General features: G+C 61.3%; 16 protein-coding genes and 1 tRNA gene. 7 read left to right on the top strand and 10 right to left on the bottom strand.

Annotated features, from left to right (window positions below):
- Window positions 1-4 precede the first annotated feature (4 nt).
- A complete protein-coding gene (locus tag G5S37_RS20230; RefSeq protein ID WP_165206253.1) occupies window positions 5-1,807 on the bottom strand; it encodes a chloride channel protein in 1,803 nt (600 codons plus the stop codon).
- A gap of 108 nt (window positions 1,808-1,915) precedes the next feature.
- Here G5S37_RS20230 and G5S37_RS20225 point away from each other — a divergent pair, with 108 nt between their 5' ends.
- The 3 genes from G5S37_RS20225 (at window position 1,916) to G5S37_RS20210 (ending at window position 3,800) form a co-directional block, all read left to right on the top strand.
- Window positions 1,916-2,329 carry a MarR family transcriptional regulator gene (locus G5S37_RS20225; protein ID WP_165206252.1) on the top strand — a complete coding sequence of 138 codons (414 nt, stop codon included), beginning with the start codon at window positions 1,916-1,918 and terminating at the stop codon, window positions 2,327-2,329.
- 66 nt (window positions 2,330-2,395) lie between these two features.
- Window positions 2,396-2,950 (top strand): HD domain-containing protein, encoded by a 555-nt coding sequence (locus tag G5S37_RS20220; RefSeq protein WP_165206251.1) that lies wholly within the window; start codon window positions 2,396-2,398, stop codon window positions 2,948-2,950.
- Between the two features lie 271 nt (window positions 2,951-3,221).
- Window positions 3,222-3,800 carry a sterol desaturase family protein gene (locus G5S37_RS20210; protein WP_165206249.1) on the top strand — a complete coding sequence of 193 codons (579 nt, stop codon included), beginning with the start codon at window positions 3,222-3,224 and terminating at the stop codon, window positions 3,798-3,800.
- 51 nt (window positions 3,801-3,851) lie between these two features.
- On the opposite strand, the gene lpxD is transcribed toward G5S37_RS20210, so the two are convergent.
- Window positions 3,852-4,937: a UDP-3-O-(3-hydroxymyristoyl)glucosamine N-acyltransferase gene (gene lpxD / locus G5S37_RS20205; protein ID WP_165206248.1), complete on the bottom strand. Its 1,086-nt coding sequence runs from the start codon at window positions 4,935-4,937 to the stop codon at window positions 3,852-3,854.
- 197 nt (window positions 4,938-5,134) lie between these two features.
- Here lpxD and G5S37_RS20200 point away from each other — a divergent pair.
- Window positions 5,135-5,210, top strand: a tRNA-Ile gene (locus G5S37_RS20200).
- Window positions 5,211-5,265: 55 nt separating this feature from the next.
- Here the strand turns inward: G5S37_RS20200 and G5S37_RS20195 are convergent.
- The 4 genes from G5S37_RS20195 to G5S37_RS20180 all read right to left on the bottom strand — a co-directional run bounded on the left by G5S37_RS20195 (window position 5,266) and on the right by G5S37_RS20180 (window position 9,951).
- Window positions 5,266-6,486: an FtsW/RodA/SpoVE family cell cycle protein gene (locus tag G5S37_RS20195; RefSeq protein ID WP_165206247.1), complete on the bottom strand. Its 1,221-nt coding sequence runs from the start codon at window positions 6,484-6,486 to the stop codon at window positions 5,266-5,268.
- A gap of 40 nt (window positions 6,487-6,526) precedes the next feature.
- Window positions 6,527-7,315: an ATP-binding cassette domain-containing protein gene (locus G5S37_RS20190; protein ID WP_165206246.1), complete on the bottom strand. Its 789-nt coding sequence runs from the start codon at window positions 7,313-7,315 to the stop codon at window positions 6,527-6,529.
- 212 nt (window positions 7,316-7,527) lie between these two features.
- Window positions 7,528-9,030 carry a hypothetical protein gene (locus tag G5S37_RS20185; protein ID WP_165206245.1) on the bottom strand — a complete coding sequence of 501 codons (1,503 nt, stop codon included), beginning with the start codon at window positions 9,028-9,030 and terminating at the stop codon, window positions 7,528-7,530.
- A 189-nt stretch (window positions 9,031-9,219) separates the two neighbouring features.
- Complete coding sequence (locus tag G5S37_RS20180) at window positions 9,220-9,951, bottom strand: sigma-70 family RNA polymerase sigma factor (protein WP_165206244.1); 732 nt, start codon at window positions 9,949-9,951, stop codon at window positions 9,220-9,222.
- 173 nt (window positions 9,952-10,124) lie between these two features.
- Between G5S37_RS20180 and G5S37_RS20175 the strand changes: the two genes are divergently transcribed.
- From G5S37_RS20175 to G5S37_RS20165, 3 genes are all read left to right on the top strand, one after another.
- Complete coding sequence (locus G5S37_RS20175) at window positions 10,125-15,500, top strand: serine/threonine-protein kinase (protein ID WP_165206243.1); 5,376 nt, start codon at window positions 10,125-10,127, stop codon at window positions 15,498-15,500.
- Between the two features lie 188 nt (window positions 15,501-15,688).
- Complete coding sequence (locus G5S37_RS20170; protein ID WP_165206242.1) at window positions 15,689-16,558, top strand: FkbM family methyltransferase; 870 nt, start codon at window positions 15,689-15,691, stop codon at window positions 16,556-16,558.
- Between the two features lie 228 nt (window positions 16,559-16,786).
- The gene (locus tag G5S37_RS20165; protein WP_165206241.1) at window positions 16,787-17,488 is read left to right on the top strand and encodes a hypothetical protein; all 702 of its coding nucleotides are present in this window, start codon (window positions 16,787-16,789) and stop codon (window positions 17,486-17,488) included.
- A gap of 307 nt (window positions 17,489-17,795) precedes the next feature.
- Here the strand turns inward: G5S37_RS20165 and G5S37_RS20160 are convergent, their stop codons facing one another.
- From G5S37_RS20160 to G5S37_RS20145, 4 genes are all read right to left on the bottom strand, one after another.
- Window positions 17,796-22,367, bottom strand: coding sequence for an ATP-binding protein (locus tag G5S37_RS20160; protein WP_206026075.1), 4,572 nt, complete (start codon window positions 22,365-22,367; stop codon window positions 17,796-17,798).
- A 289-nt stretch (window positions 22,368-22,656) separates the two neighbouring features.
- The gene (locus G5S37_RS20155) at window positions 22,657-24,060 is read right to left on the bottom strand and encodes a right-handed parallel beta-helix repeat-containing protein (protein WP_165206239.1); all 1,404 of its coding nucleotides are present in this window, start codon (window positions 24,058-24,060) and stop codon (window positions 22,657-22,659) included.
- A gap of 49 nt (window positions 24,061-24,109) precedes the next feature.
- On the bottom strand, window positions 24,110-24,802 hold the full coding sequence (locus G5S37_RS20150; protein WP_165206238.1) for a PIG-L family deacetylase: 693 nt from the start codon (window positions 24,800-24,802) through the stop codon (window positions 24,110-24,112).
- A gap of 309 nt (window positions 24,803-25,111) precedes the next feature.
- Window positions 25,112-26,950: a hypothetical protein gene (locus tag G5S37_RS20145; protein ID WP_165206237.1), complete on the bottom strand. Its 1,839-nt coding sequence runs from the start codon at window positions 26,948-26,950 to the stop codon at window positions 25,112-25,114.
- Window positions 26,951-26,989: the final 39 nt, after the last annotated feature.

Below are 26,989 nucleotides of genomic sequence, written 5' to 3'. Positions count from 1 at the left end.
AGAGTCATCGTTCACGGATGTGCTCTTCTTCAAGCAGCTTCCGTCGAGCGGTGAGCAGTGCGGCGCGACCGAGGTAGCCCACGATACGGCGTGGCTCACCGGGCTCTACCACCGGCAAGCGGCCGATGTCACGGGAAAGCATCTTGGTCAGCGCGTCGTGCAGGGATTCTTCCGGGTGTGTCACGACGAGATCGGTGGTGCCGAGTTCGGAGACCGTGCGTGTGCCTGAGTCCGCATCGCTCATGGCGCGCAGCATGTCTCCACGGGTGAGGATGCCGCTGAGGCGTTCGTTCTCGTCGACGAGGAGCGTGGCCTGGCGTGAAGTGAGCGCGGGGTCGCCTTTCGCCAGTCGATCCACAAGGGTATTGAGAGGAAGGTTCGCCAGTACCTTGGGAGGATTGCGATCCATCACGTCCTTCACGCGGGCGAGTTCGAAGGGATCCACGCTGTATTCACAGGAGATGTGGTGGCCGCGGCGTGCCAGTTTCTCGGTGAGAATGGAGCGGCGCATGAGCAGCACGGTCACCGCGTAGGAGCACACGGTGCCGATGAGCAGGCCCGTGCAGAGGTGGAAGTCCTCCGTGAGTTCCATGGCAAAGACGACTGCCGTGAGTGGCACCCGCATGGTGCCGCCCATCATCGCGGCCATGCCCACGAGCGCCCATAGGCCCACATCACCCACGGGAATCCATTGTCCCAGCATCGCACCCATGGCTCCGCCAAGGATGAGCAAGGGCGCCAGCACCCCGCCGGAGGTTCCGGACCCCAGGGCGACGGACCACACCACGAACTTCGCCACCAGCAGGGCCAGAAGGGAGGCTCCAATCACCTCGCCGCGCAGCATGCCGTGGATCGTTTCATAGCCGGTGCCCAATACTCGTGGATCCAGCACACCGCCGATGCCCACGACCACCGCACCGAGTGCGGGCCACCACATCCAGTGGATGGGCAGTTTCAGAAAGAAGTCCTCCACCGCATACACGAGCGTGGTGGCGAGGCCCGAGCCCAGTCCCACGATCACACCCACGCCTGCCGCAAAGGCGAGGCCCGTGAATGGGAGAGCCTGATGGGGTGTGATGTAAAACAGGGCACCACTGCCCAGCAGGGGGACACGCACGGTGGCTGCCACCGCAGCCGCGATGACCACGGGGATGAAGCTACGTGGCTTCCACTCAAAGAGCAGCAACTCCACCGCCAGCAGCACCGCCGCTACGGGAGCCGAGAACACCGCCGCCATGCCTGCGGCGGCGCCTGCCACGAGCAGCGTCTTGCGCTCGGCGGCGCTGAGATGAAAGCGCTGGGCGAAGAGCGAGCCGAAGGCTCCACCCGTCATGATGATGGGTCCCTCCGCACCGAAGGGACCGCCCGTGCCGATGGAGATGGCGGCGGATATCGGCTTCAGCAGGGCAACCTTCAACTGGATGCGGCTGCGTCCGAGCAGGATGGCTTCCAGCGCCTCAGGGATGCCGTGGCCACGAATCTTCTCCGAGCCGAATCGCGCCATCAGTCCGATGATGAGGGCGCCGATGACCGGCACGCCGATGACCCAATAGCCCAACGCGTGGCCTTGGGGCGTGGAGTGCTCGGAGGACCATTGGTGGTAGAATGCCAGATTGGTGATCACGGCGATGAGCCACTGGAGCACCCAGGCCGCTACGGCTCCAATGGCGCCCACGCATACCGCCATGCCGGAGAGCACGAGGACTCGCGAATTGGTACTGAAGTCACGCAGGGCGGATTCTTCTGCATGGGAGACCGGTGCGTGAGAGGGCAGCGCGGGAGAACCTGAGACGGGAATATCGGACATTCTGGAAATGGGACGGCGTAAAGCTGGCAGGTACACATATATCGTAGTGCGATATATGTCAAACAGCGGTTGCCATCACGCGCTGCGGCGGCTTACGGTGGCGTCGGGATGCCAGCACGAAAATTCACCAAGGCCCACTATGAGCAGATTGCGGCATTCCGCTTCGGACTGAGGCAGTTCCTGCGCTTTAGCGAGGAGGCGGCTCACGAAGCAGGTCTCACGCCGCAGCAGCACCAGGCGTTGCTGGCCATCAAGGGATTCCCCTCACGGGATCATGTGACGGTCGGGGAACTGGCCGAGCGCCTGCAAATCCAGCACCACAGCGCAGTCGGCCTCGCGGACCGTCTGGTGGCGGAGCGTCTGATTCAGCGTGAGCAATCGCAGGAGGATCGCCGGCAGGTGATTCTGCACCTCACGGCGCGTGGAGAGGAGCTTCTCGACAAGCTCACGGAAGTGCATCGCGAAGAACTCCGGCGCATTGGTCCGGATCTGGGTGCGCTGCTGGAGAAACTGAGTTCGTGAACGGTCGTCTGAAGGTCGCTCCCAAAAGCGCTGGCCCTGCGCACGGTCCTGTGGCAGAAAATCGTTGTGAACGATACCCCGGCATCACTCGCTCCTGAGGACGTCAACCGCGCGCGTGATTTCGCGGTGAAGGCACACGGCGCCCAGCTGTATGGCGGGCATCCCTACGTGTACCACCTGGAGCAGGCGGTGCATTTGCTCAAGCCCTTCGGGAGCGCCGCCCAGGTCGTGGGGTTCCTGCATGATGTCGTGGAGGACACGGAGACTCCGCTGGATGCCATCGCGGAGGAGTTCGGTGACCTCGTGGCTGATTGCGTGAAGCTCCTGAGCGATTCACCGGAAGGCACGCGTGAAGAGAAGAAAGAGCGCAGCCATGCGAAGCTGGGCCAGGTGCCGGTGGAGCACGAAACGAAACTGGCCCTTGTGGTGAAAGCTGCCGATCGCCTGGCGAATCTGCGCCACTGTGCTCAAGGGGTGGAGCAGGGAGATCCCGTGGCGACGAGGAAACTGGCCATGTATCGCAAGGAGTACGCCGCGTTCCGCACCGCGGTGTACCGCATCGGCCTCTGTGAGGACCTTTGGGAGGAGATGGAGGACATTTTGGAGGCGTTTGCCGAGTGACCGAAAATTCGCCAACCGTCGCAATGCCATTGCGACAAGCAACGACCACATCGGGCGTCGTTTGTTGAATAATAAAACGCGGTGCGGACTGGAATAGTTCTCGCATCCTGTGCTATTTGGGGCGACGCTTCGCGCATGAAAATGGAGGCTGTTCCGCTGCCAGCGGAAGGTGGCCTGCCGGATCGTGGTTGAGCGTGTTCGTTCTGCCCCTTTTTTACGCTCAATCGCGACGCGTTCCCCCACTGAGCGCGGCGCCTGCCCCTATTGTTACATGCTGTTATTTTTGATCTTGTTTGTCTCCGGTATCCTTTATGCCTCGGTGCTGGAATGGCTGCTCCATCGTTATGTGATGCACCGCCCTGTTGGCTCGTTCCGCTATCCCTTCAGGACGCATACCCTGGTGCATCATCGCACCTTCAAGGCGGATCACACCTACCACCTCATTGACGAGAAGGATCGCGAGATCATTCCCATGGCCTGGTGGAATGGCCCCGTTCTGGTTCTCATTTCCTCCCTTCCGGCGGTGGTCGCCAGCCTTGTCATGGGTTCCTGGATTCCCTGGCTGGCAATCATGGCATCCGTCGCCTGCTACTACGGCGCGTATGAGTACATGCACTGGTGCATGCACGTGCCGAAGGACAAGCGCCGTGTCGTGGAACGCAGCGGCATCTTCTTCCGGCTCAACGGCCATCACCTGCTGCACCACCGCTACATGGGAAAGAACTTCAATGTGGTGCTGCCCTTTGCGGATCTCGTCTTTGGCACGCTGCTGTTGCGTGCCAAGGTCCATTTCAAGCAAGCCAGTGGGCCTACCGTGCCGAATGTCCAGCCGCGCGAGGCCAGGTCCTGAGGAGGCAAATCAAGGAGGCGCTCCTGAATGGAGCGCCCTTGAGGAAGATGCTCATCCCCTCATCTCGAGTTTGTTCTCGATCTTCATCTCAAGCTTCTTTTCGAGTTCGCGGACACGGGCATTGAGCTTGTCCAGACGGCTCACGCCAGCGAGTCTCCGCTTCTCCTTTTCTACCGGCACTGCCGGGTATCCGAGATAGGTCTTACCCCCTGGCAGATCCTTGGTCACACCGCACCGCGCGCCCAGCCGTGCCTGTGCTCCGACGGTGATGTGCCCTGCGATACCGACCTGGGCGCCCATCACAACATAGTCTTGGATCACCGCACTGCCCGCAATCGCCACACAGGCCACCAGGATGCAGTGCTTGCCGATCACCACGTTGTGGCCGATTTGCACGAGGTTGTCTATTTTCGTGCCGGCGCCGATCCAGGTGCGGCCATAGCGCGCCCGATCCACAGTGGAGTTGGCTCCGATCTCCACATCCGCATCCACCTGGACAATGCCTCTCTGCTTCACCTTGCGATGCCGCCCCGCCTCAAACTCGTAGCCAAAGCCGTCAGCACCAATCACGACGCCTGAATGCAGGATGACGCGGTCTCCGATGACGCAGCCGTCCTGGACGGTCACCTGGGCATGCAGCTTCGCGTCCTTTCCGATGGTCACGTCAGGGCCCACGTAACAGCCAGCCCCAATGGAGGCGCCGTCTTCGATGATGGCACCGTCCTCGATCACCGCGTTGGCACCGATGCATACCTTGGCCGCATTCAGCATCGCGGAGTCTGAAATGACGGCGGTGGGATGAATTCCGGGCCGAAAGGTGGGTGCCTGGCGTCCATAGCGGTCCACCACGAGGTCAAATGCAGCAGTCGGGCTGCCTACGCGAACAAAGGCCACACCCAATTGTTCGCTCTCCCAGTCCTCGGGAACAAGGATGACGCTCGCCTTCGTCCGCCGTAGCGCGGCAGCGTGTTTCGTATCTGTGTAAAAGGTGACGTCCCCCTTCTGTGCCTCATGCAGAGAGGCGAAGCCTTCCACCATCATTTCAGCATCTTCGGTGCGGGAGGTGCCGCAGACGAGCTGCGCCAGATCTCCCACGGAAATGCGAAATCGGTTTGGGTTGGAAGTGGTACGGCTCATGGACAAGCTTCCGTCATGCAGCAATTCCTGCGCGGGAAATCTTCCACCTGACGTGAATTATTTTCCGGTCTTCTTCAGAAGCGCGAGAACGCTGCCTACATGCCATCGGTGTTTTACCTGATTCACGGTGACATCATTTCTTGCCCGTGGGGGAATCTCCTCCATAGTGGGCGGGCTGCATTAAAAATGCAGCATTGGCGCCTGTAGCTCAGCGGTTAGAGCAGGGGACTCATAATCCCTTGGTCGTGGGTTCGAACCCCTCCGGGCGCACCATTCTTTTTCTCCGCTGCCATATTTGCAGCGGCCTGAGAGCGCACTTCTGCGGGAATCAAAACTCATCATCCTCTTCCAGCTCGCTGCGGCGACCGGTGTTGGACTTCTTCACGGGGGACATGTTGCGGTGCACCCAAACGCTCTGCACCAGGCCCATGAGGAACATGCACATGATCAGGAAGGTGCCGCCGTAGCTGATGAAGGGCAGTGGAAGACCGGTGATGGGCATCATGAGGACGTTCATCCCCATGTTTTGCATGGCATGCGCGAATTGCATGCCCACCACGCCCACAACCAGTAGCCTGCCTAGATTGTCCCGCGCGTAGAAGGCGACGAAGACACACTGTAGTAATAACATGGCGGTGCCTACTATCTGCATGAGGCCTCCCCGGAATCCGAACTCCTCCACAATCACGGAGTAGATGAAGTCATTGATGGATTCCGTGGCGCTGTAGAAGGAGCGGTGGATGGTGCGGCGCTCCTTGGTAACAGGATCTTCGGCCTTGATGGAGAGTGGTCCCTTGCCTTCAAAGCCGGCGGAGCCCACGGCGATTTGGATTTTGTCCGCCATGTAGGCCTCGTCCTGGATGTTCACCTTCTCATTGGAGAGCATGGCAATCCACACTTCCACGCGCTTCTTCTGGTAGGGCTTCAGGCCAAAGAAGTAGGCGATGGGGATCACGCACATGACCGCCAGAAACATGGTGATGAGGTAGCGGAAGGGAATGTTTCCCACGAGCAGCATGGACACGATAACGGGTCCATATACCAGCGCGGAGCCAAGGTCGGGCTCCTTCAACACCATGAACATGGGCACAGATGCGAGGATGCCGGATACCGCCAGCCGCAGCCAGTGATGTCGGAACGCGGGGAAGATGCGGTGCAGATCACCCAGGATCACGGCAAGGGCGATGATGGTGGCCACGATGGCAAGCTGCGAGCCCTGGAAGTTCACCGGGCCGAGGTCGATCCAGCTCTTCGCCCCCTTGATGTCCTTGGCGAAAAGTTTCACCGCCACCAGGCCGGCGATACCTGCCACATAGACAAAGGGAGCCCCCCAGCGCACCCATTTGTAATCCACGAGAGCAGCTGAGAAGAAGAAAATCAGCCCCAGGCCTCCCCACATCACCTGTTCGCGCCACTTGCCCGCGAGCGCGGTGCCATCGCGGAAGGAGGAGGCATTGTAGATGGCATAGATCCCCCAGGCGAGCAGGAGGATCATGTTCAAGAACAGGATCCAGTTGATGCCGAGAAATTTTCTGAAAAGGGGGGTCATGAAAGGTGCGCACGAAGCGCGGAGAGTGTTCGGGAGAGGCTCACAATTTCGGCACCGCGGCGAGCAACTTGCGCGTGTAGTCGTGTTGGGGCGATCCACAGACCTGCGCGGGAGTGCCGCGTTCAACGATCTTACCCCGGTTCATCACGATGATTTCATCGCTCATGTGTTCCACCACCGCGAGGTCGTGGGCGATGAAGAGATAGGTCAGCTTGAACTGCTCCTGGAGATCCTTGAGCAGATTGATGATCTGGGCTTGCACGCTCACGTCCAGTGCGCTCACGGGTTCGTCACAGATGAGGAACTTCGGCTGCACGGCCAGGGCGCGGGCAATGCCGATGCGCTGGCGCTGGCCGCCGCTGAACTCATGGGGATAGCGCCACATGCTTTCCGGAGGCAGGCCCACGCGGGTGAGCAGCGCGGCGGCGGTATCGCGGCGACCTGCCTTGTCGAGATGCCGGAAGTGGATGCGCAGCGGCTCGGCAATGATCTCCTCCACCGTCATGCGTGGATTCAGCGAGCCAAAGGGATCCTGGAAGATCATCTGCATGTCCTTCCGCAGCGGGCGGAAGGCAGCCTCACGCAGGGAGAGGATCTCCCGCTCGTGGTAGTAGACTTCACCGCCGGTCACGGGGATGAGCTTCAGCAGGGCGCGGGCCACGGTGGACTTGCCACTGCCGCTCTCTCCCACGAGTCCCAGTGTCTTGCCTTCCTCGATGTCAAAGCTCACATCATCCACTGCCTTGATCTCATCGGCAGGCCCGCTGAGGAAGCCTCCCCGCAGCGAGAACCAGACTTTGAGCGCCTTGACACTGAGAAGGGTGGCCATGGGTAGGGACGGGTTTCTTGAAGAGCCCGAAAGTGGGGGGAATGGAGGGAAAGGTCAATAGTGATCCGTACTCAGTAGGTCAGTATTCAGCGAGGGCGGAGTTCGGATCCCGAAGTGCGGAATGCCAAATGCCGAATGCATGCCCAGAACGGCACGAGACGACCCTCTCCCTCCGGACTTCGAACTCCGCCCTCCGAATTACGGATTGCTGGCTACTGACGAGCGGCGCCAACCGGCACGATATTGATCACCTGTGGTGGCGTGGGGCCTGCGGGAGGCAGGGATCCGGGGGCGCTGGAGAGGTCCACGACGCGGCCTCCCGAGTCTTGAGCGAGATGTTCGGCCAGCTTCTTCAACGCCTCGTCATCTTCGGTGCCCGGTTTATCATTCTCACCAAGGGGGAACGAAGGGAATGTCCCGTCGTCTTCTGCCTTCGGAGGTGGGGCTGCGGGTGAAGGTGGCGCTGGGGTGTTGCCACCTCTGGTGGCGGGGAATGGCGTGGTGGTCGCTGTCGCCGCCACAGGCATGTCCTGGTGCGGCGATGCCGAAGGTGCTCCGGCTGCCAGCCAGTGACGCCACACCTGTGCGGCATGGCGCAGCAGGCCTCGGACAGACACGCTGCCCACCGCTTGGCTGAGGAAGAAGCGATCGAGGTCCAGGAAATTCAAAAATCCGTGTGCGTGCTCTTCCTCCACGCCGGCATCCTGCAGGCGCATCCTGATGAGGGACTGCGCCTCCTGTGGGGTGGGGCCACGCAAGGGCACACTGTAGGAGCTCAGCCGGTCTTCCAGGGCGCTGGGAAGGTGCCCGCCGAAGGTTGTCTCCCACAGGTCCTGATTCATGCTCAGCATCACATGCACTCCTGGCATGGAGACAAACGCCAGCGCCATGCGTGCGATGGCTACGCCCGCCTCCTGATTGCGGTACACGCCGTCCATATGGTCCGCCACGAGCACCAGCGGCTTCCACGCGGTGATGAGGCGCACGAAGCGCGTGACTTCCACCGCGCCATCCTTCTCAAGAGGCGCCTCCAGCGCCGCTACGGCGGTGGCACAGGGGTTTTCCAAATAGTGGAACAGGCCGCGCAGCCAGCCTTCCAGGGCATCGGCGTCGTAATGCCCGGCGCATTCGGCGAGTGGCTTCGCCAGTTGCTCAAAGTGGCGGCGGAACCAGGAGCCGATGACGCTGGCGCTCTTGCCTTCCGCGAAAAGGTCCGTGGGGTCTTGCGAAAGCACCCGCATGGCCTGCACCGGATCCGTGCAGGGGATGCGCCCGGTCTGAATCATGCGGCGCAACAGGGTGGCCAGCACACCAGCGCTCACGCGCTGGAGCAGGGTGGGGTGCCTGCCCGCGCTCGCCAGGTCCTGAAGCATGCCGCGACCGGTCGCAGACCAGCTTAGTCCTTCCAGTGAGATCCAGGGGAGGCCTGCCACGACTGCGTCTTCCTGCAGACGGCGGGCCACCCGGCCCAGCAGGTGGGTCTTGCCATGGCCGGCACGGGGTGCATGGAGCAGGGTCACCCGGCCCTCGGATTCCAGCACCCGCAGGGCTTGCAGGGCGTCCTCATGCATCGGCACTTCGGAGCCATGCAGGGCATCGCGCCAGTGGGCGCAGACATCGTGGCCGAAGGGCTGAAGCATCTCCAGTTCAGCGTTGCGAGCCGGCACCAGCCGGGGCACGTCCTGAAGGGAGGGGGAATGGGTGGGAACGGACATCGCAGAGGGCGGGACGTGACTAATTAGCAAGGCGGAGGGCACTTTCGCGTAGGCTCGGGCCCTCGGTTGGGTCGATCTTGTCGGTTTGAGACCTCTGGTGACGGCGAGGGTGGCGAATTGAGCAAAAAATTTGCGGCATGGGGGGAATCCCGAGCCGAGGTGGAGACTGCCAAAGCCGCGTGTTCGCTTTTACTCCCCACCCAGCAACCCGGCGAGGTATCGCACCTCCTCCTGCACGTCGTCGGGTTTGGAAACGGTATCGGCAACCTCGGCACGGAAGAGTTCGCCGAAGCGGCGGCGCAAATGGTGCACGGCGGCGCGCGCGGTGCCCTGGGGTACGCCCAGTGTGGAAGCGATCTCCGCGTAGGGAATGCTGCCGCGCGGGGCGGAGAGATATTCCTTCAATGCTTCAAACTCGGCACTGCGGGAGTCTTCGGCATACTCGTCCTTCAGCTTTGCCATGGAGCGGTCCAGAAGCGTGAGTGCCCAACGCCGCTCGAACTGCCGCTCCGGAGAAGCAGTTACCGCGGGTTCTTTCAGGAAGCGCTCCTCGGCATCACCGGCATCCAGCGCCACGTGCTGCACAGCCCCGCCGCGTTTGAGGGCACGCGCGCGGTCCCATTCATTGAGGAGGAATCTCTTCAGCGCCACGAGGAGGAAGGTGCGGAAGTGACCCCGCGAAGGTTCCGCTGCGTTCATCCACTGCTTCTCCAGTAAGCGGGCGAAAAATTCCTGCGTGAGATCCTGCGCGTCCTCCGGGCTGTGACCCTGCCGGCGGACAAAGGCATACAGTGGATACCAGTAGGTCCGGCAAAGGTGCTCCAGCGCCGCATCCGCTCCGGGTGAACCTGCGTCCCGCGCTGCAACAACGAGAGACCAGCGCGTGGTAAGGAAATGCGGGGAGGGGGAGGGTTGCGGCATGGGAGGCTGGTGGCGAACGTGCGTGAGCTGGTCGCACTGTCAGTTAAGCATCCAGAGGTGAATGTTGGAATGTTTTCGGTGTTGGGGCGACCAAATCAAAAATCATCGACCACCAACCCATAGATGGTAAAAAACTCCCAACATTCCCACCGTCATGTTTAAGTGATGCAGTGATGAGCACCACCGACAGCGACCCACTTGGGTCTCAATCCTCTTCATCACCTCCTCCTGTGCGCACCTGCCCGCACTGCGGAGCGGTATTGCCGGCGGATGCTCCGGAAGGCCAGTGTCCTGCCTGCCTGCTGCTGAACCTCACTCTGGAGCCCACGGCAGTCTCACCCACGCAACCGGCGGAGCCGCCCAAGCCACCCTCTCCGCCGCTCACGCCGGAAGCACTGGCGCCGCATTTCCCACAGCTCGAAATCCTGGAGTGCCTGGGCCGAGGCGGCATGGGCGTGGTGTACAAGGCGCGGCAAAAGTCGCTGAACCGGCTTGTGGCGCTCAAGCTCCTGGCGCCCGAGCGTGAGAAGGACGCGGCCTTTGCAGAGCGCTTCACCCGGGAGGCGCAGGCGCTGGCCTTGCTGAGTCATTCGCACATCGTCACGGTGTATGACTTCGGCGTCACCGGCCCGTCATCGGAGGGTGCGGGTGATGGATTCTATTATCTCCTGATGGAATATGTGGATGGGGTGAACCTGCGCCAGCTCCTGGACCAGCGGAAGCTGACGGCGGAGGAGGCGCTGAAGATTGTGCCGCCACTCTGCGATGCCCTGCAGTTTGCCCACGAGCGCGGTATTGTGCACCGGGATATCAAGCCGGAGAACCTGCTGCTCGACCGGCGCGGCCAGGTGAAGATTGCGGACTTCGGCATCGCGAAGATGATGGGAAATGGGACACCATCCTATACCGTAGGGAGCGAGCCGAAAGAATCTGCGCCTTCCGCATTGGGCGTGACGCAGCCGGAGACGGCGCTGGGCACGCCTGCCTACATGGCGCCGGAGCAGGCGAGTGCTCCAGAGCGTGTGGATAGCCGGGCGGACATCTATTCCCTGGGTGTGGTCTTCTACGAGATGCTGACGGGAGAACTTCCTGCCAGGCAGATGGAGGCCGCTAGTTCGCGATTGAAGAATCTGCACATCGATGTGCGGTTGGATGAAATTGTGCTGCGCGCGTTGGAGAAGAAGCCCGAGATGCGCTGGCAAACCGCGGCGGATTTGCGTACACGTATCGAGGAGGTGAGTTCGGTATCTGCTTCTGCACCACCTGCGCAGCCGGGCACGCCGATACCAGCGGGTGTTGCAACACCCCGGCCCTTCCGTCCATGGATGCAGCGGTTTGTGGCGCGGAGTCTTGCCAGCAGGCAGATGCTCTTCTGGTGCCTGTTGATTGCGGGCGTGTTGCTGACCGCTTGTTTCATGATGCCGGTGTCGAAATATCGCGCCCATCCTGCACTCATTGTACCGGCGGAGCGGCCGTATGTTCTCAACAGCAAGGACGAGTGGGTCATCAGAGGAGAGTTCGGTGTGCCCGATGCCTGGTGGAGCGAAACGACGCGCCAAGCCACCGTGCCAACCGTGGACGTGGATGGCAAACCCGTTGGCCGCACCGCGGCGGGCGGGCCGCAGATCGAGCGCTCAGTGAATCTGCTCACCTGGTCTTATGCCATGGGGCTTGTCGCGGCCATCGTCTGGATGGCGTTGTGGTATTGTGTGGCCGCAGAGCAGCGCGCGGGAGACCGGCTGCCACCTGCGCAGCGGGCCTTTGCTGCGCCACTAGTGGATCGCAGTCAGGGAGTGCGAATTCGGTGGTGGCGCATCCTCACGTTGTTGCTGGCCTTCTGCGGAATGTCTGCCGCTTTCTCGGGACACACGACCGCACTCATGATGCTGTTGCTGGGAGATGCGCCCACACCCGCCTTCAATGCCCTGTGGACCACCTTCTTTCTCTCCTTTGCTCTTATCAGGGGACTGGGACAGGAGTTGGTGGGCGCTTCTTCAACAACCGGAGCAGCGACCGTGGGATACGGGGACCTGCCCGTGATGCCCCATACGCGCCCCAATGCCTCCCAGAGAACCGCAGCGGCCGTGGGCGTAGTCATGGCATTTGTCGTTCCCTTTCTCATCTACTGGCTGAGCGAGCTGACTGGAGGTGGGATCAAGGACAGGTTTCTCATCTCCGCGTTTCTGGTGACATGGGGTGTATCCACCTGCCTGGCACACTGGGTGATGAGGCGGGGAATGCTCTCGGACGCTGCCACACGCATCTGGCTGCGCGCCACTGCCGTGTGCGGGTGGTTGCTCGTATTGCCCGTCGTGGGGTTTGCGTGCTTCTCTGCAATGAGTCTGGCCGGTGAATCATCATCGGGATGGAATCCTGCACCGACAGAGGCATTCATCGTGCCGGCGTTCTGGCTCGGGGCCGTGCTGCTACCGCTGGCTTCATGGTACTTGTGGCGGGTGAGTGGTCCGCCCACCGTATCGCAGCCTCCACCAGGCCGCAGTCCATGGAAGGTGGCCTTGGGAGTGTTCATGTTGCTGGCGGCTCTCGTCGTTCCGATCGCTCATCTGGGGTCCTACTCCGTCGTACAGGCTCGCGAACAGGCCACCTACCTCCGACACAAGACGGTGCTGCAACAGCGTTTGATTGTTCATGAAGCCAACCTGGACCGTCTGCAAGGGATGCTCCGTGATGCACAAGATCAGCAGCGGCAGGCATCGGATCAGGGGAAAAAGGCAGAACTCCAAGACAGATTGGATGCTACACGCAAGACGGTTGCTTCTGCCGAGCGAGTCACGGCTGTCTCGCGCAATGAATTGCAAACGCTGACCCCGCCGCCCGCCGCTGCAGGCTGGGGTGCGGGATTGGGCTACCTGATGCTGGGTTCATCGGCATGTGTGGCAGCGGCGATGTTGCTATTCCGACGTCCCAAGGTGTCAGGGGATTGGTATCCCCGATTCGCCCTGCCCGTTCTTCTTGTGATGGCACTGGGCTATGTGGTGTTCGCTCTGGGGCACTGTTTCTGGACAGTGATGCCACATTCTGGACAGCACGGCAGGGTGGAGTTCCCCTTCGCCTACAATCACTCGGTCCGCGGGAATGTGCTGGTGGTGACGCTCACCGCGAAGGTGAGCAATCGTGATGTGGAATTGCGGACCCTCCTGAGCGGCGCAGTTATGAGCAGGGAGCAAGAACAGCTCGCTGCGAGGATGTATGAAGGGCCCAAGGCTGTCCCCGGTTCCACACCTCTGCAACCGAGGTTTACCCTCTATCGTGGCACCAATGTGATGGAACTCGCCTTCGCTTTTCCGGATGAGGCGACAGCGCGCGAAGCAGGCGGAAATCTGCAACCTGTAGGTGTCCTTTCTCCTGTGCCCGGCCAGGCGGTCTCAGGCATTCTGTTCCAGGTCCGATCACGGGACCACGGGGTGTATCAGGGTGAGATGCAAATTGCTGTTCCTGAATCGAAGCTTTCTGTGGAGGACCAACTGGTGGTGGATTCAGCTTCCATGCCACCCCTGCCTCCAGCGAGTGATGTGGCAGCGTCTGAGGCCTACCTCGCGCGTCTGCGTTCCGAACTCCAGTCCTGGCGCGAACAACGCAAGAATCTCCTGGCGACCTTTCGATCCGAGCATCCTGCCATCAAGTTAGTCGATGCACGTATTAACGCAGCGGATACACTCATCCGTGCCGTCACAGAGAAGATAAAGGAGCAGGCCGTCAATGAGCCTGCCGCCGGCGTTCCACCGTCCACCCCTCCAGACCCTCCTGTCATGGACACCTCCGATGCAGCCCTGCGCACACTCGAGTGGAAGACTTTTGATCAAGCACCCGGCAAGTACTGGCGGCAGCTCGCGGACGTGCGTCGCTATCGCGAGGCTGCGGAGCTCATCGAACGCTACCTCGCGCTCCATCCCGAGCTCGAGGAGGGGACGCAGCAAGTGAATGGCGCCAGCCTGCACTTCCATGCAGCGCAATGTCAGGCGTTTGCGAGAGACAAGGAGAAGGCCCTGGAGCATTTGAAGAAGTCGCTGCATCACCTGCCGTCCTCCAACCGCGAGAGCCTGCTGTGGAACTTCTATGTAAACGCCACTACCTGGTTCATGATGGACTCGCGGGGACTGATGCTCTCGCAGTACGCGGAGCTGGCGCAGCGGGCTGCGTTCAACGATCCCAACCTGGTCACACTCGACCGTCTGCTGGCGGGGTTTGGCAAACCTTATGAGGAGGCGTATCAGGCTGATGACAGTGCAGACCACAAGAAGCTTTCTGCAGATTTTTTTAATCGGGCCTGGGAACTGATGGACATGCGCCATCAACGCACTGCCGAGGAAGATGCACAGATGCTTTCGTATGCTCACGCCTCGCTCGCACACTGGCGCCAGCGGGACGACTGCCAGACCAGGAACTTATCCATCGCGTACTGGCAAATTTCCCGGGTCTATGCCGTACTGCGAGATGAATCTGGTGCGCATTGCTTTGCCCAGCTCTGCCTTGCCGCCAGCACGCAGGAGCCGCCCTACTACCTTGGTTATGCCCACGAAGCCATGGCACGTGCGGCCTTGCTGATGAAGTCTGGAGATCGTCGGTGGTTTCAGGAGCATCTCAAACGCGCCAGGGATCAAGCAGCACTAGTGACAGAAGCAGGCAACCGGAGGAGGCTCGAAAGGGACCTCAATGAACTGGAGGCTTCGGCGACTTCAAGTGCATCCATTCCGGGGCTGGATGCGCCTGCACCTGCTCCCACGGCGGCGCCTGCAATCACCACTCGCACGGTCAAGCTCACCTTTGCCACGCCGCATTCGCCAGGGGAAATCACCGGCTGGCTGAAGTCCATCCTTTCGGGCTCGGACGACTCTTTCGAAATCTCGCCTGACAAGTTTTCTTTCAGGATCACCGCCGCACCAGAGGCAATGTATCGTGCCATCGCCTGTCTGGAGGCGCTGGATTCCCCGGAACCGCTCGTGCGCCCCAACGATGATGGAAACGCGAAGCCCACACGGTACTTCTGCGATACCGCTACCAACGCGGCACGCGCCTTCATCCACGCCTGCGCTATCAGGGACTATGAGGCCATGGCTTCCGTCATGGACCTGGCGGCCCTTGGCGGCCTCAAAGACTCAAAGGTCGAGAGCCGTGTGTCCTTCCTCCGCCCTTATCTCGGTCTCGGGCCGGTGGCTTTTGCGAAGATGCGAGCTGAAAGTCCTGATGATGTGCCGGAAGATTTGGACGCCGCGTGGGATGCTCTGGAGAAGGAATTGCGTGGAGAGTGGCCGGGCAAACGTGAAGCTCTCGAACGTCTTGGCCGGCAGTTCCTGCAGTACCCGATGGAAAGATTCGCTCTCAACTCGACCTCCTCCGATGACCCGGCCGTCGTGCGTACCTACTACGAAGGCTCAGCAAGACCGCCGGGGGTTCTCTGCATCATGCCGGAGGTTCGCTATCACAAACCCCAGCAGAAGCGCTATCAGATATCCCGTTGCATTCCGCCGGAAACCCGGGCTTCCGCAGGCAGTATTCTGTCGGAGGGACGGGTATTTCCGCCGGAATGATGTGCTGGGATTGATCACCTCAGGGAACTCTGTAGTTTCCGGTAATGAGTAGAATCAAAGACGCGCTGAAAGCCATTTCCGAACTCCCCAAAGAAGTCCGGCAGCTTCGTCGCGAAATTTCAGGTATTAGGAAGGCTGCAAAGCGGACTGGCCGGGAAGTGGAAAGTCGAGGCGGCTTGGGTAGTCCTTTGCCTCATCTCCGTGAGCCGGTGCCGTTGAATGTGGGTCTCAGGGAAAATGTGAGCTTGTATACCTACAAGCAGAACGATGTTATTTCTGAACTCATCTATGCCTACCGTGTCTGGGAGAGCATCGAGACCCGGCTTATCTCTGCGAATGTCCGCCCTGGAGACGTCGTCATCGATCTTGGCGCGAACATTGGATACTACACGACCATCTGCAGCAGGCTCGTTGGTCCGCATGGCCAGGTGCATGCCTTTGAGCCGGATGATAAAAACTTCCTGACGCTGCAGCTGAATCTGGCGTTGAACAACATCCAGAACGTCAAGCCCGTGAAAGCTGTCGTCTCTGACTCGGAAGGCATCGCGGTTTTTGAACTGCGTTCGCAGGTAAACGACGGTGCGCACATGGTGGTGCACGGTGACTCGCAGGCGGAAGGTGGCTTCTCAAGAACATGCCATCCCAAGCTGACGCTGGACCAGTACCTCAAGCACAATCCTCAAATCGACAGGATCAATTTCATCAAGATGGATACGCAGGGCTCGGAACCTTTCATTTTGAAGGGAGCCCAGGATGCCATCCGCTCGAACCGTAATCATCTCAAGATGGTCATCGAGTTTGATCCCGTTTGGGTCCAGAGCATCGGCGGCGAGGACCCCATCGAGTACCTTTCTTGGATTGAGTCGATGGGCTTCAAATTGTTCCACATCGACAAGTTGTCAGACAGTGTCGTGCCACTGGGTGACAAGAAGGAATTTGTGGAGCGGGTGAAGGCCAGCGATGGCGTTACGTGGGTGAAAAGCGAGGCGTTTGCAGACCTGGTGGTCGTGCCGAAGGATTTCCAGGGCTCGGTTGCCCTTTCCCCTCAGCTGTCCTGACCTCAGCGGGGAACCAATAGGGGGGCATGCTGACGGATAGCGGTTGGACGGCACTGCTGGCTCTGAATTGCGGAGCCAGCCGTAACCTGAAGAAAGGCGCAACTCTTTTGCCTGGGCCTAACTTCTCGCCGGGACTTCCGCATCCTTCCATCAGGGGACCATCTCTGGACAGGTTTTCTTTTCTGAAGGACCTTCTGGAGCCCGGTCAGCCTAAAAACCCCCTCTGCCATGCCCGAAGAACAGGAAACCAGCACGCCGCAGATGCCCTCCCTTTCTGGTGATGACGGCCAGTCTCCCGGCAAAATGAAGGTGCGCGACGTGCTGGCGCAGTCAGGCCAGCTGAGCTCGATGTTTGGGCAGGGCCAGAAACAGGGTCAGGGGATGGGGGATGTATCCCAGGGAATGACGGACGTCACCAGCGGAGTGACTCAGGGAGCCAGCAAGTTCTCCAACATGATGGGCTCTGCCGTCACGGACATTGCAGGAGGCGGTGGTGGCGAGACGGACATTGGCGAGCAGGTCGAAGGGATGGCCAAGGAGATGGCTCAGGTCGCCGTGGAAGTCACGAAGCAGGTGATCGAGACCGGGGTGCAGGCCGTGAAGATGGCGGTCGGCGCCGCCGTAGGCATGCCCGGTGTGGGCACGGGCGGCGGGATGTCCATGGGAGGTGGGGTCGGAGGAGTAGGCGGTGGTGGCGGTGGCATGATGGGCTTGGGCAACCTGGTGGGTGGTGGGGACGGGGATGGATTGGGCGACCTTGGCGGCAAGAGTGGCGGAGAAGCCGACGCTGGAATCAAGGATGTGATTCGCATGATTGCTGGCAAGGATGACAAGGAACATAAGCTGACTGTTCGCCAGGCCACCGGTCTCTCCTTGCCGCAGCAGGGCATGGGCATCGAAGGGCCGAAGCAGGGCATCAAGATGAAGTGATGCGGTGGCCCGCTCCGTCAGGTCTCGCAAAGGAGCGCGGACACTCTTGTCCGCTACCCCTGACGCGCCACCCTCTTTCATCTCGCAGGCAAGGCGTCATTCCACCAACTGCTTCGGAGGTGTCAACAGTCGCCTCCGTATGAAGGAGGTCGCTACGCAACAGAACGGCGGACAAGAGTGTCCACGCTCCTTTGCCCAGTCCCTCACTTCCCGCACAAGACCTTTTCAACTATTGATGGTATCGCTTCATATCAGCAGGTATCATACCATGAAAAGGTGTTAGGTGATGTGAAGCTTCGGCTGCGCATTACATCAGCCGATCATGCGCCGCCAAAAGAGCCTGGTCGAGCAACTGCACGCTGATGGGCTTCGTGAGATGCGCCATGAAGCCGGCGGCCTGGGTGCGGGCGATGTCTTCGCTCATGCCGTAGCCTGTGAGGGCGATGCCGCGCAGCTTGTACCGGCTGCGGAGTTCGCGCATGAGGTCATTCCCCGTGCCGTCGGGCAGGCCGATGTCTGACATGACGAGATCAAACGCTTTGCTCTCCGCCGCAGCGAGGGCTTCCGCGACGGTGCCAGCCGTGGTGACCAGGTGCTTGCGGCGCTTCAGCAGCTGTGCGAGGGCCACGCGGGTGGGCTCGTGATCCTCCACCAAAAGGATGCGCAGGCTGGCAGGAACTTCATCGTCCTCCACCACGATGACGGGGACGGCTTCCCGGAACTCCGGAGGAATCGAGACGCGACCAGATGGAGTCATCTTCGTGGTGGCGAGGCGGATGCCGATGGTGGTGCCGAAGTTCCGGCCATCACTGCTGGCCTGGATGGAGCCCGCGTGCATCTCCACCAGCATGCGCGAGATCGCCAGCCCAAGGCCCAGACCGCCGAAACGATGGGAGCCACCGCCGCCGGCATGTTCACCCTGTGAGAAGTAGTCGAAGACGCGCGCCAGCTCCTCGCTCGTCATGCCGATGCCACTGTCCGTAAGTTCAATGATGAGATCGTGGTCCGGTCCGTCATTCCGCGTGGAGAGCCGGATGCTGCCGCCTGCAGGGGTGAATTTCACGGCATTCTTCAGGATGTTCCAGAAGACTTGCTGGAGGCGCACGGCATCTCCCCACACCTGATGCTCCTGCGCGGCGAGGCGCAGGGTGAGGGCGATGGACTTTTGATCCATCTCCATGTTCACGGTGGAGACGGCGTCGCGGACGATTTCGTGCGCATCACGCAGGCCCATGTCGAGCGGCATCTTCCCACGGGTGATGAGTGTGAGATCCAGCAGGTCATCGATGAGCCGCGCTTCCAGCATCACGTTCTTCGCAATGGTGTCGAAGTCCTCCCGCGCTTCCTTGGGGAAGGTGGTGTTGTGCGCAGCTTCGGTGGCCAGCAGCAGCACGGGATTCAGCGGCGTGCGGAGCTCGTGCGAGAGGGAGGCAAGGAAATCATCCTTCGCCTGGCTGGCGCGCTCCGCTCCATCGCGCGCCTGGACCAGTGCGGTTCGAGCTTCGTTCAGCTCGGTGATGTCGCGTCCTTCCACCAGGATGAAGGCGAGATTGCCCGCGTCGGTGACGGGGGTGGTATGCACGTCGAGCCAGCGCGTTTTGCCATCGCCGGCATAGTAGTTGGTCTCGAAATGGGCGGGCATGCCACTCACTGCGGCCTCGATGGCGGCGCGGATGCGTTTCTGCACGCCGGCATCCTGATTCCACCAGGACGTTTCCCAGTAGGGGCGGCCTTTCTCCACGGGGAGTTCCACCTTGGCGGCGGCGAGAGCGGCGTCGTTGCAGTCGAGGAGGGTGCCATCCGCGGCCACGATGGCAATGAGCGTGGATGCCTGGCTGAAGACGGCGCGCAGTCGCAGCTCGTTGCCGCGCAGGGCTTCCTCCGCCCGCTTGCGTGCCGTGATATCCACCACCACGCCGGGAAATCTCACGGCACGGCCCTCCTCATCCCGCTGTATACGGCCTCGCGCCGTGACCCAGCGGATGCTCCCGTCTTCCATGACAAGGCGAACATCGCACTCGAAGCCCGGGCGTTCTCCCGCGAGGGCGGTGGCCACGTCCTGCTGCACACGCACGCGGTCATCCGGGTGCACATGCTGCAGATAGTCCTGCACCGAGGCGACCTGGCCGGACTTCATCATGGGGAAAAGCTGGGCCAACTTCCGGTCCGCGGTCACTTCGTTCTTCTCGATGTCCCATGTCCAGGTGCCAATTTCCGCAGCACTCAGCGTCGCTTCCAGACGGTCTCGCGTGTCGTGCAGGGCTTCTTCCGTGGCCCGACGCTGGGTGATGTCCCGGAGGTAAATGGACAGCATCCCGGGCGAGGGGAACACGCGCACCTCCATGATGACCTGTAGTGGATCATAATACACCTCAAAGGAGTCCGGCTCCTGGGTGACCATCGCGTGGCGGTAGCGCTCGCCCGCTTCCGACTCGGCAAGTCCCGGCACGTGCTCCCACAAATTCTGGCCCACCAGATCCTGCGAGGCCTCCACGAATGGCTCCACCATTCTGCGGTAGCGACCGTTTGCGTAAGTGATGCGCCAGGTGTGATCCACGGCGATGAAGGCGTCACTGGTGCTCTCCAGGATGCTCTCCACACGGGCGGCGTTTTCGCGGCGCAGTCGCACGAGGCGGAGATTCGCTGCCACACGGGCCAGCAACTCCCGTGCGCTGAAGGGCTTCACCAGATAATCGTCCGCACCCGCGTCGATGCCCTCAATGCGCGCTTCTTCACCAGCGCGCGCGGAGAGCATGATGATGGGGATGTCCCGCGTGAGCGGATCCGTACGCAACTCGCGCAACAGGCCGAAGCCGTCGAGCCCGGGCATCATGATGTCCGTGAGCACGAGATCCGTCGGCTCACTCTGCACTGCCTCCAGGGCGGCAAAGCCGTTCCCCACGGTGTGCACACGGTAGGAGGGTGCAAGAAGGTGGCGGAGATAGTCGCGCATGTCCGCGTTGTCATCCGCCACCACTACTCGCGGGTGACTGCCTTCGTGCTCCCCCGCTTCAGGCATGGGGAGCGGGACATCATCCAGGGGCTGGTCGGTCCCGCCGTTGTCTGCCCAGCGCAGGGCTTCCTGCAGGAAGGCCTCGGCATGTTGCGGTGTGGCCACCAAACGCTCTGCGCTGGGGCGCTCCCCTGGAAGGTGGGCATGGCCGAGAGGAATCCGCACCTCAAACGTGCTCCCCCCGCCGAGCGAGCTGGTCGCGGTGATGCTGCCTCCGTGCAGTTTCACCAGCTCCTGCACCAGGGAGAGACCGATGCCGCTGCCCTCATGCGTGCGCGAGCGTGAGCCCTCCACGCGGAAGAACCGCTCAAAGAGCCGCGGCAGTGCTTCCTCAGGGATGCCGATGCCACTGTCCTGCACCGAGAGACAAGCCGTGCCCTCCTGCTCGGTCAGATGCACACGGATGCTTCCCTCGAAGGTGTGCTTGTAGGCGTTGGAAACGAGATTGAGCACCACCTTCTCCCACATCTCGCGGTCGACATAAGCAGGAGTGGAGAGAGGGGGGCAGTCCACCTCCAGTTTCATGCCCGCCTTCTCCACGGCCGAGCGGAAGGCACCAGCGAGCTCCGCGGTGAGACTGGCGAGATCCACGGGTTCACAAACCGCCTTCATGCGCCCGGCTTCAATGCGGGAGAAGTCCAGCAGGGCATTCACCAGCTTCAGCAGGCGCAGGCCATTGCGATGCACGACCTGCAACTCCTCACGCACGGGCGCGTCCATGCTGGCCTCTGGCTGCCGAAGCGTATCCTCCAGGGGCCCCAGCATGAGCGTGAGCGGCGTGCGGAACTCGTGGCTCACATTGCTGAAGAAGGCGGTCTTCGCACGGTCGATTTCTGCCAACGCCTCCGCGCGACGTTTTTCCTCCTCGTATCCGTGCGCGCTCGCCAGGCTGGCGGAAATCTGGCCCGCTACCAGGGAGATGAAGCCCTCATAGGCGGAGTCGTATTGGCGGAAGGGATTCAGGCCGACGATGAGCACTCCCTGCTGTCCGGATTCACCCGCGATGGAGATGGGCAGTAAAGCAGCCCTCCTGGGTGGCACCTCCCAGTCGCCGGAAGGCAAGTCACCCCATGCCTCCATGAGATCCACGATGCGGGGCTGATGCTCCGTGAGCACTTTCACAAAGGGCCACAACGACTCGTCATTCAGGGGAACCAACGCAGGCGCGGCGACGTGCCCGGACGCGATGCCGGACGCCCCCGCGAGAGTCACACAGGTGTTGCTGCCATCCACCAGGTAGATCATGGCGAAGGGCAAGTCGCGGCGGTTGGTTTGAAGCGCCTTGATGCTCTGGCTGCAGGCGCTTTGCACGGTGCGCGCATCCAGGGTGGTAGTGGCCAGCGCGCGCAGCAGCTCCAGCTGCCGCTCACCGACGATGCGCCGGGTGTCATCCGTATTGGTGCAGATGATGCCGCCTGCACCGCCCTGGTCATTGGGCACCGGGCTGTAGGAGAAGGTGTAGTACGTCTCCTCCTGGTACCCGTAGCGCTCCATGATGAGCAGCAGCGCCTCATCATAGGTGCCCTCATTCTTCAGCATCGCGGACTCCGCACGCGGCTGCACGGCATCCCAGATTTCGCGCCACACCACGGAGGCTGGCTGGCCCAGCGCTTCGGGATGTTTCCCGCCCACGATGCTCTTGTACGCGTCGTTGTAGAGATTGATAAGCTGCTCACCCCACCAGATGAACATGGGCTGGCGGCAGGTGAGCAGGATGCGCACGCAGGTCTTCAGACTCTGCGGCCACTCCTCCACCGGTCCCAAGGGGGACTGGCTCCAGTCCATCTCGCGCATGCGGGCTCCCATTTCACCGCCACCGGCCAGGACATCCTGTGAGGTGAAGAGCGTGGGAGGTTGGGCAGGCACGAGCATCGCTTTTGGGGAAACGGAAGCGCGGTCCACGGACCTGCGTCCGCACCGAACCGCAACATCTGACCCTATCACCGTTGAAAGGTACGAGGCAAGACAAAGGGTGGATCCAGCCGTGGCGAAAAACTACATGAATGAAGGATCAGGGGGAGGGGGGACGGTGTTAGAGGTTATGGGTTACGCGTTATGAGTCATGAAGCTGGAACGCACTCACATGACGGCGCGAGCATTCCGGATATTTAGCCCGGAATTTTTCCTTCGTGCCCCCTAACCCCTAACTTCTAACTCATAGCCCCTCGCTCCCGTTGGCCAGCACGTTGTCATCAAACTTGTTGTCCTTCCCGCCTTCCACTTTCAGGGAGAGGGTCATCTTCTTCTCCTCGCGGTCATCGCGGATCACGTTGTCGGAGATCTTGGTGCGGGTGCAGTTCTTCAGCCACAGGCCGATGCCGTCGCTGTCGAGAATGCTGCAATCGCTCACGGTCATGCGGTCGCAGTTTTCCAGCAGGACAGCGGCGTCCTTATTCCACACGCCGCTCACCAGCACGCCAGCCACCTTGCAGTCGGAGCAGTTGCGGAAGACGAGGCCGTTGATGTCCTTGGCCCAGTTGCCATTCACCGAGTAGCGGGGGTTGCGGTCGAAGTCATTGGGGCCGACCACGATGGCCTGGCTGTTTTCAATGAGGAGGTCGTGCTCGAAGCCCTCCCAGAAGGAGTTGCCGGTGATGTTCACGCCGCGGGCGTTGTCGAGGTGGATGTTCACCTTCACGTCACTGAAAACATTTCCGGTGATGGCGATGTGGCCCTCCTTGGTGGGGTCTGCCTTCTTCTCGCTGAGCGTGCCGGTACCGAGCACGCGGATGTTCGCGCTGCCGGGAGACTTGCTGTTGTGCTGGAGCGTGCAGCCGGTCACCGCGACTTCTCCCGTGGAGCCGCCCGTGCAGTCGATGAGGACATTCGCCGTGGGAGGTGTGTCGGGTGACATGTTGCTCTCGATGTCGCAGGTGCCGATGTGCAGGTTGCGAACGTTCCCACCGCGCGTGACCACGCCACCGCCGGCGTTGTAGCTGATGTGACAGCCGACGATGTTGCTCTGGTGGATGTTTACATTGTCATAGAGCACGCCGACACCGCGGTTGTGATACAGGTGGCAGTTGGCGACAATGAGGTTGCGATTGCGCTTGGTGAAATGGATGGCGTGGAAGCACTCGCGGATGTTTGTCTCGGTGACGGTGAGTTCCATCACGCCGGTGAACTCCAGGCCATTCGCCTCCTTGTGGTCGCCCACGATCTCGATGCCGCGCACGATGGGCATGCGCTGCTTTTCCCAGACGTTCGGCTTGAAGTCGGAGGGGGCGGCAGAGCCTTCATGGGTGCCAACGAAATGGAACGCTGGGCCCGCACCGCTCATGATGATGCGCGGGGTGCCATCTCCCGTGAGCGAGGTGAAGCCCGTGGTATCGAGATTGATGGTGATGGGCTTCGTCAGCTTGTAGGTGCCCTTCGTAAAGACGAGGCTGCCATGCCCCGAGTCGACCGCCTTCTGGATCGCCTGGGTGTCATCCGTGGTGCCATCGCCCTTCGCGCCGAAGTCGCGCACGGTCTTGATTTCCTCCGCCTGGAGAGGCGAGGCGAAGAGGGCGGCCGTGACGGTCAGGCAGAGAGCGGTGAACAGGTGCGAGGGCTTCATGAGATGGTGTGAGAGGAACTGATGTCTGCGTGCTGGAAATGTGGAACGGTCAGAGAATCTCCACCGGCGAGGCGGTCATGGCCCAGACAGCCTCGGCGTATTTCACCCCGCAGGTGGCGCCACGGTAGCGGGCGAGGGATTCCTTGGCCATGCGGCTGGAGTCGGGCGTGGTGGCGTCATACTCCTTCTTGTTCACGAAGGCCATGAGCCTGCCCAGCCACTCCATGGAGGCGGGCCACTCGGCGGTGACGTCTACGAAGGTGTTCGGTTCGAACCCGATGGTGTGGCGCGGGCCGTTGTCATAACAGAACACGCGACGTGGCGAAGGGCAGTCGCGTCCCAGGATGGTGCGTGGCTGCATGAGAGCGGCCTTGCAGATGGAAGCTGCGGACTCGTGATCCGGATGGCGATCCTGCGGCCACAACATGAAGGCAGTCGTGGGCTTCACGTCCTCCACAATCTCCGCGACCTCACGCTGCGTGTCCTCGCCGAGGCGGAAGTGCATGGAGGCGTGCTTCAGGAAGCGCATCTCCATCCCACGCTCCTGGGCGAGCTGCTTCGTTATCTCCAGAAGCTGCGGCTCGCGTCCCTGCACCGGTGGCCAGTTCGTGTAGTCGCCGATGAGCGAGAGAATGACCACCCGGTGATGCTTGCGCACGGCCTGGAGCAGGATGCCGGGAATGCCGAAGACGCAGTCGTCATAGTGGGCGCCGATGGCAAGGATGGTCTGGGGGAGGGGCATGGCGGTTGGGCGGGAGAATGATGACATACGCCGTGGCCGGGGATTTATGATTTGTGATTTGCGATTTTTGATTGTTAGGGAGCGCCTTACGTAGAGAGGCGCGTGTCCTTTTTACCAGTAGTGGGCACTTCTGGATCACTGGATGAGTGTGTTGGCGTGCGAGGATTTCAACACAGAGGCACGGAGACACAAAGACATGGAGTATTTGGAGGGAATGAGGTATGAGACGGAACGGGCGCTTTTCGCGCCTACACCAATCTCTCCTCTGTGTCTCCGTGACTCCGTGTCTTTGTGTTGAAGCCTGCGGTTCTATTCCTGCTTCTGAGGAGGCCACTGGGTGCCATCCTTGAAGGAGAGGTCAAAGATGATGTCATCACTGCCCGGCTTCAGCATGAGGGGGAGGAGGTCGGGGTCCTTGATGGAAAAGCGTCTTCCGTTCGCGAGTTCCTTGCTGTGCTTGCTGAGGAAGGTCACCCAGCGATCGCGCAGGATGAAGCGCTCATCCATGGTCATGTTGCTGTTGCTGCCGCTGCCGGAGGTCTTCTTGTCCTCCACCTCTTGAATGATCTTCTGCAGGTAGTCGAAGGCGAGGTGCCCCATTTCCTTTTCAGCGAGACGTTTAGCCCAGACCTCCCACAAATCGACGCGGGCACCGCATGCCCACGCTGCGTCTGAGGCAGCGCGGATCACCCAACTGTGGTGGCTGGTTTCCAGAATGCGCAGGGCGGGTGTGGCGAAGTCCTTGTTCTTTGTGCGGGCAGCGGTGGTGCATGCAGAGCGCACGACGCCGAGATCGTCATCCTCCATGCGGCGGAGCACCAGGGGAATGCAGTCGCTGGGAATGTCATCCGGCACGGCATTGAGTGCCTCCTCACAAAGGGTGAAACAGGGACTCTCCAGGCTGGTGACCAGTCGTGCCTTCCAGGCGTCTCCTTCCGGCTTGGGCACCGTCTTGTCCGCAAGCTGACGCATCAGGATGATGGAGTCCGCAACGTCCATGTTCGCATCCGCACTGGCACGATGGCCGCGACTGCGGATGGCATCCACGGCGCGGATGAGCGCATCCTGCGCGCTGGGGTGATTGAGGATGTTGTCTCCGGACTCCTTGCGGGGGCGTTGCAGGGATTTGGTCTCCCGTGCGAGTGCATCGTGAATCACGGGCATGTCCTCGGGACGCCCCAGTGAGGTGAGGACCAAGGCTCCACGATTGACGAGATCAACGTCGTCAGACTCCAGCCATTGCTTTCCCAGCGCGAGCGCCTCAGGGCGGAACCGTTCGTCCCAGGACAGGGAGTTGATCTGCTTTGGGTCGCTGGTTTGGTACCAGCTGTGGAATACCGGTGTGGTGTATTCACCCGTGGTGATCAGGGGCAAGCGTGCCAGCAATTGATCCAGGGCGAGCTTCACGATCTCCGGGTCTTCGTGCTTCGCCAGCGTGAACAAGGCAGCGGTCGAATCCACGGTGAGAATGCCGCCAATGCCATGCACTGCAGGCTTTGACCCCTTCTGCGCCCTGGCGAGCAGTGCGGGCAAAAACACCGGGTGACGCAGAAGCCGCGTCTCCGTGGCGGGTATGTTCGTGTCCACTCCGCGAATGCATGCCGTGTCCACCAAGGCGCTGGCTTCCTCCGGGGTGGGCATGGTGACCTCAAACGTGGCCTCGGCCCAGAGGCGCTTGCTTGGTTCTGTGGCCGCCCAGCCGAAGTCATGCGAGACCCGCACCTTGTAGCGCCCGGGATGGTCGATGGTCACATAGAGCAGGAGAGGGAGCTGCTCCTGGTGCTTCTCACCGGGCTTCAACACAGGATGTGCGACGATTCCACCCGCGAACATGGTGAACTGCGTGAGGTCCGGCATGATCTTCCCATCCGCATCCGTCACGACAAAGTGGTAGCGCACGGGAAAGCCGGTGCCGCGATAGTCTCCGCCGTGCTCGTACGTGAATGCTTCCGTGCCGACATTCTCCAGCGTGAATTGCACGGAGATGGGCTCACCGAGCAGGTAGCTCGTCTCGCCAAGTTGCAGGCTTACCTTCGCGGACTCAGGGATGGGTTTGCTCTCGCGACCGGGGTAGGGCTGAATTTCCGGCTCAGCTCCGCTCAGCATGCCCGTGAGGGCAAGACACAAGGACAGGGTGCGCAGCAGCATCTCGATATCCTAGTGGAATAAAGCACGGAACGGCAACCC

It is taken from the genome of Roseimicrobium sp. ORNL1, from assembly GCF_011044495.1.
GTDB lineage: Bacteria > Verrucomicrobiota > Verrucomicrobiia > Verrucomicrobiales > Verrucomicrobiaceae > Roseimicrobium.
The sequence above is the reverse complement of the archived record's forward strand: the minus strand, read 5'-3'. Positions and strand labels throughout refer to the sequence as shown.

Excerpts from the sequence above, each read along its gene's own strand:
- G5S37_RS20230 (WP_165206253.1), bottom strand. The coding sequence starts at position 1,807 with ATGTCCGATATTCCCGTCTCAGGTTCTCCCGCGCTGCCCTCTCACGCA.
- G5S37_RS20180 (WP_165206244.1), bottom strand. The coding sequence starts at position 9,951 with ATGCCGCAACCCTCCCCCTCCCCGCATTTCCTTACCACGCGCTGGTCT.
- lpxD (WP_165206248.1), bottom strand. The coding sequence starts at position 4,937 with ATGAGCCGTACCACTTCCAACCCAAACCGATTTCGCATTTCCGTGGGA.
- G5S37_RS20155 (WP_165206239.1), bottom strand. The coding sequence starts at position 24,060 with ATGAAGCCCTCGCACCTGTTCACCGCTCTCTGCCTGACCGTCACGGCC.
- G5S37_RS20190 (WP_165206246.1), bottom strand. The coding sequence starts at position 7,315 with ATGGCCACCCTTCTCAGTGTCAAGGCGCTCAAAGTCTGGTTCTCGCTG.
- G5S37_RS20175 (WP_165206243.1), top strand. The coding sequence starts at position 10,125 with ATGAGCACCACCGACAGCGACCCACTTGGGTCTCAATCCTCTTCATCA.
- G5S37_RS20225 (WP_165206252.1), top strand. The coding sequence starts at position 1,916 with ATGCCAGCACGAAAATTCACCAAGGCCCACTATGAGCAGATTGCGGCA.
- G5S37_RS20165 (WP_165206241.1), top strand. The coding sequence starts at position 16,787 with ATGCCCGAAGAACAGGAAACCAGCACGCCGCAGATGCCCTCCCTTTCT.
- G5S37_RS20195 (WP_165206247.1), bottom strand. The coding sequence starts at position 6,486 with ATGACCCCCCTTTTCAGAAAATTTCTCGGCATCAACTGGATCCTGTTC.
- G5S37_RS20210 (WP_165206249.1), top strand. The coding sequence starts at position 3,222 with ATGCTGTTATTTTTGATCTTGTTTGTCTCCGGTATCCTTTATGCCTCG.
- G5S37_RS20145 (WP_165206237.1), bottom strand. The coding sequence starts at position 26,950 with ATGCTGCTGCGCACCCTGTCCTTGTGTCTTGCCCTCACGGGCATGCTG.
- G5S37_RS20150 (WP_165206238.1), bottom strand. The coding sequence starts at position 24,802 with ATGCCCCTCCCCCAGACCATCCTTGCCATCGGCGCCCACTATGACGAC.
- G5S37_RS20185 (WP_165206245.1), bottom strand. The coding sequence starts at position 9,030 with ATGTCCGTTCCCACCCATTCCCCCTCCCTTCAGGACGTGCCCCGGCTG.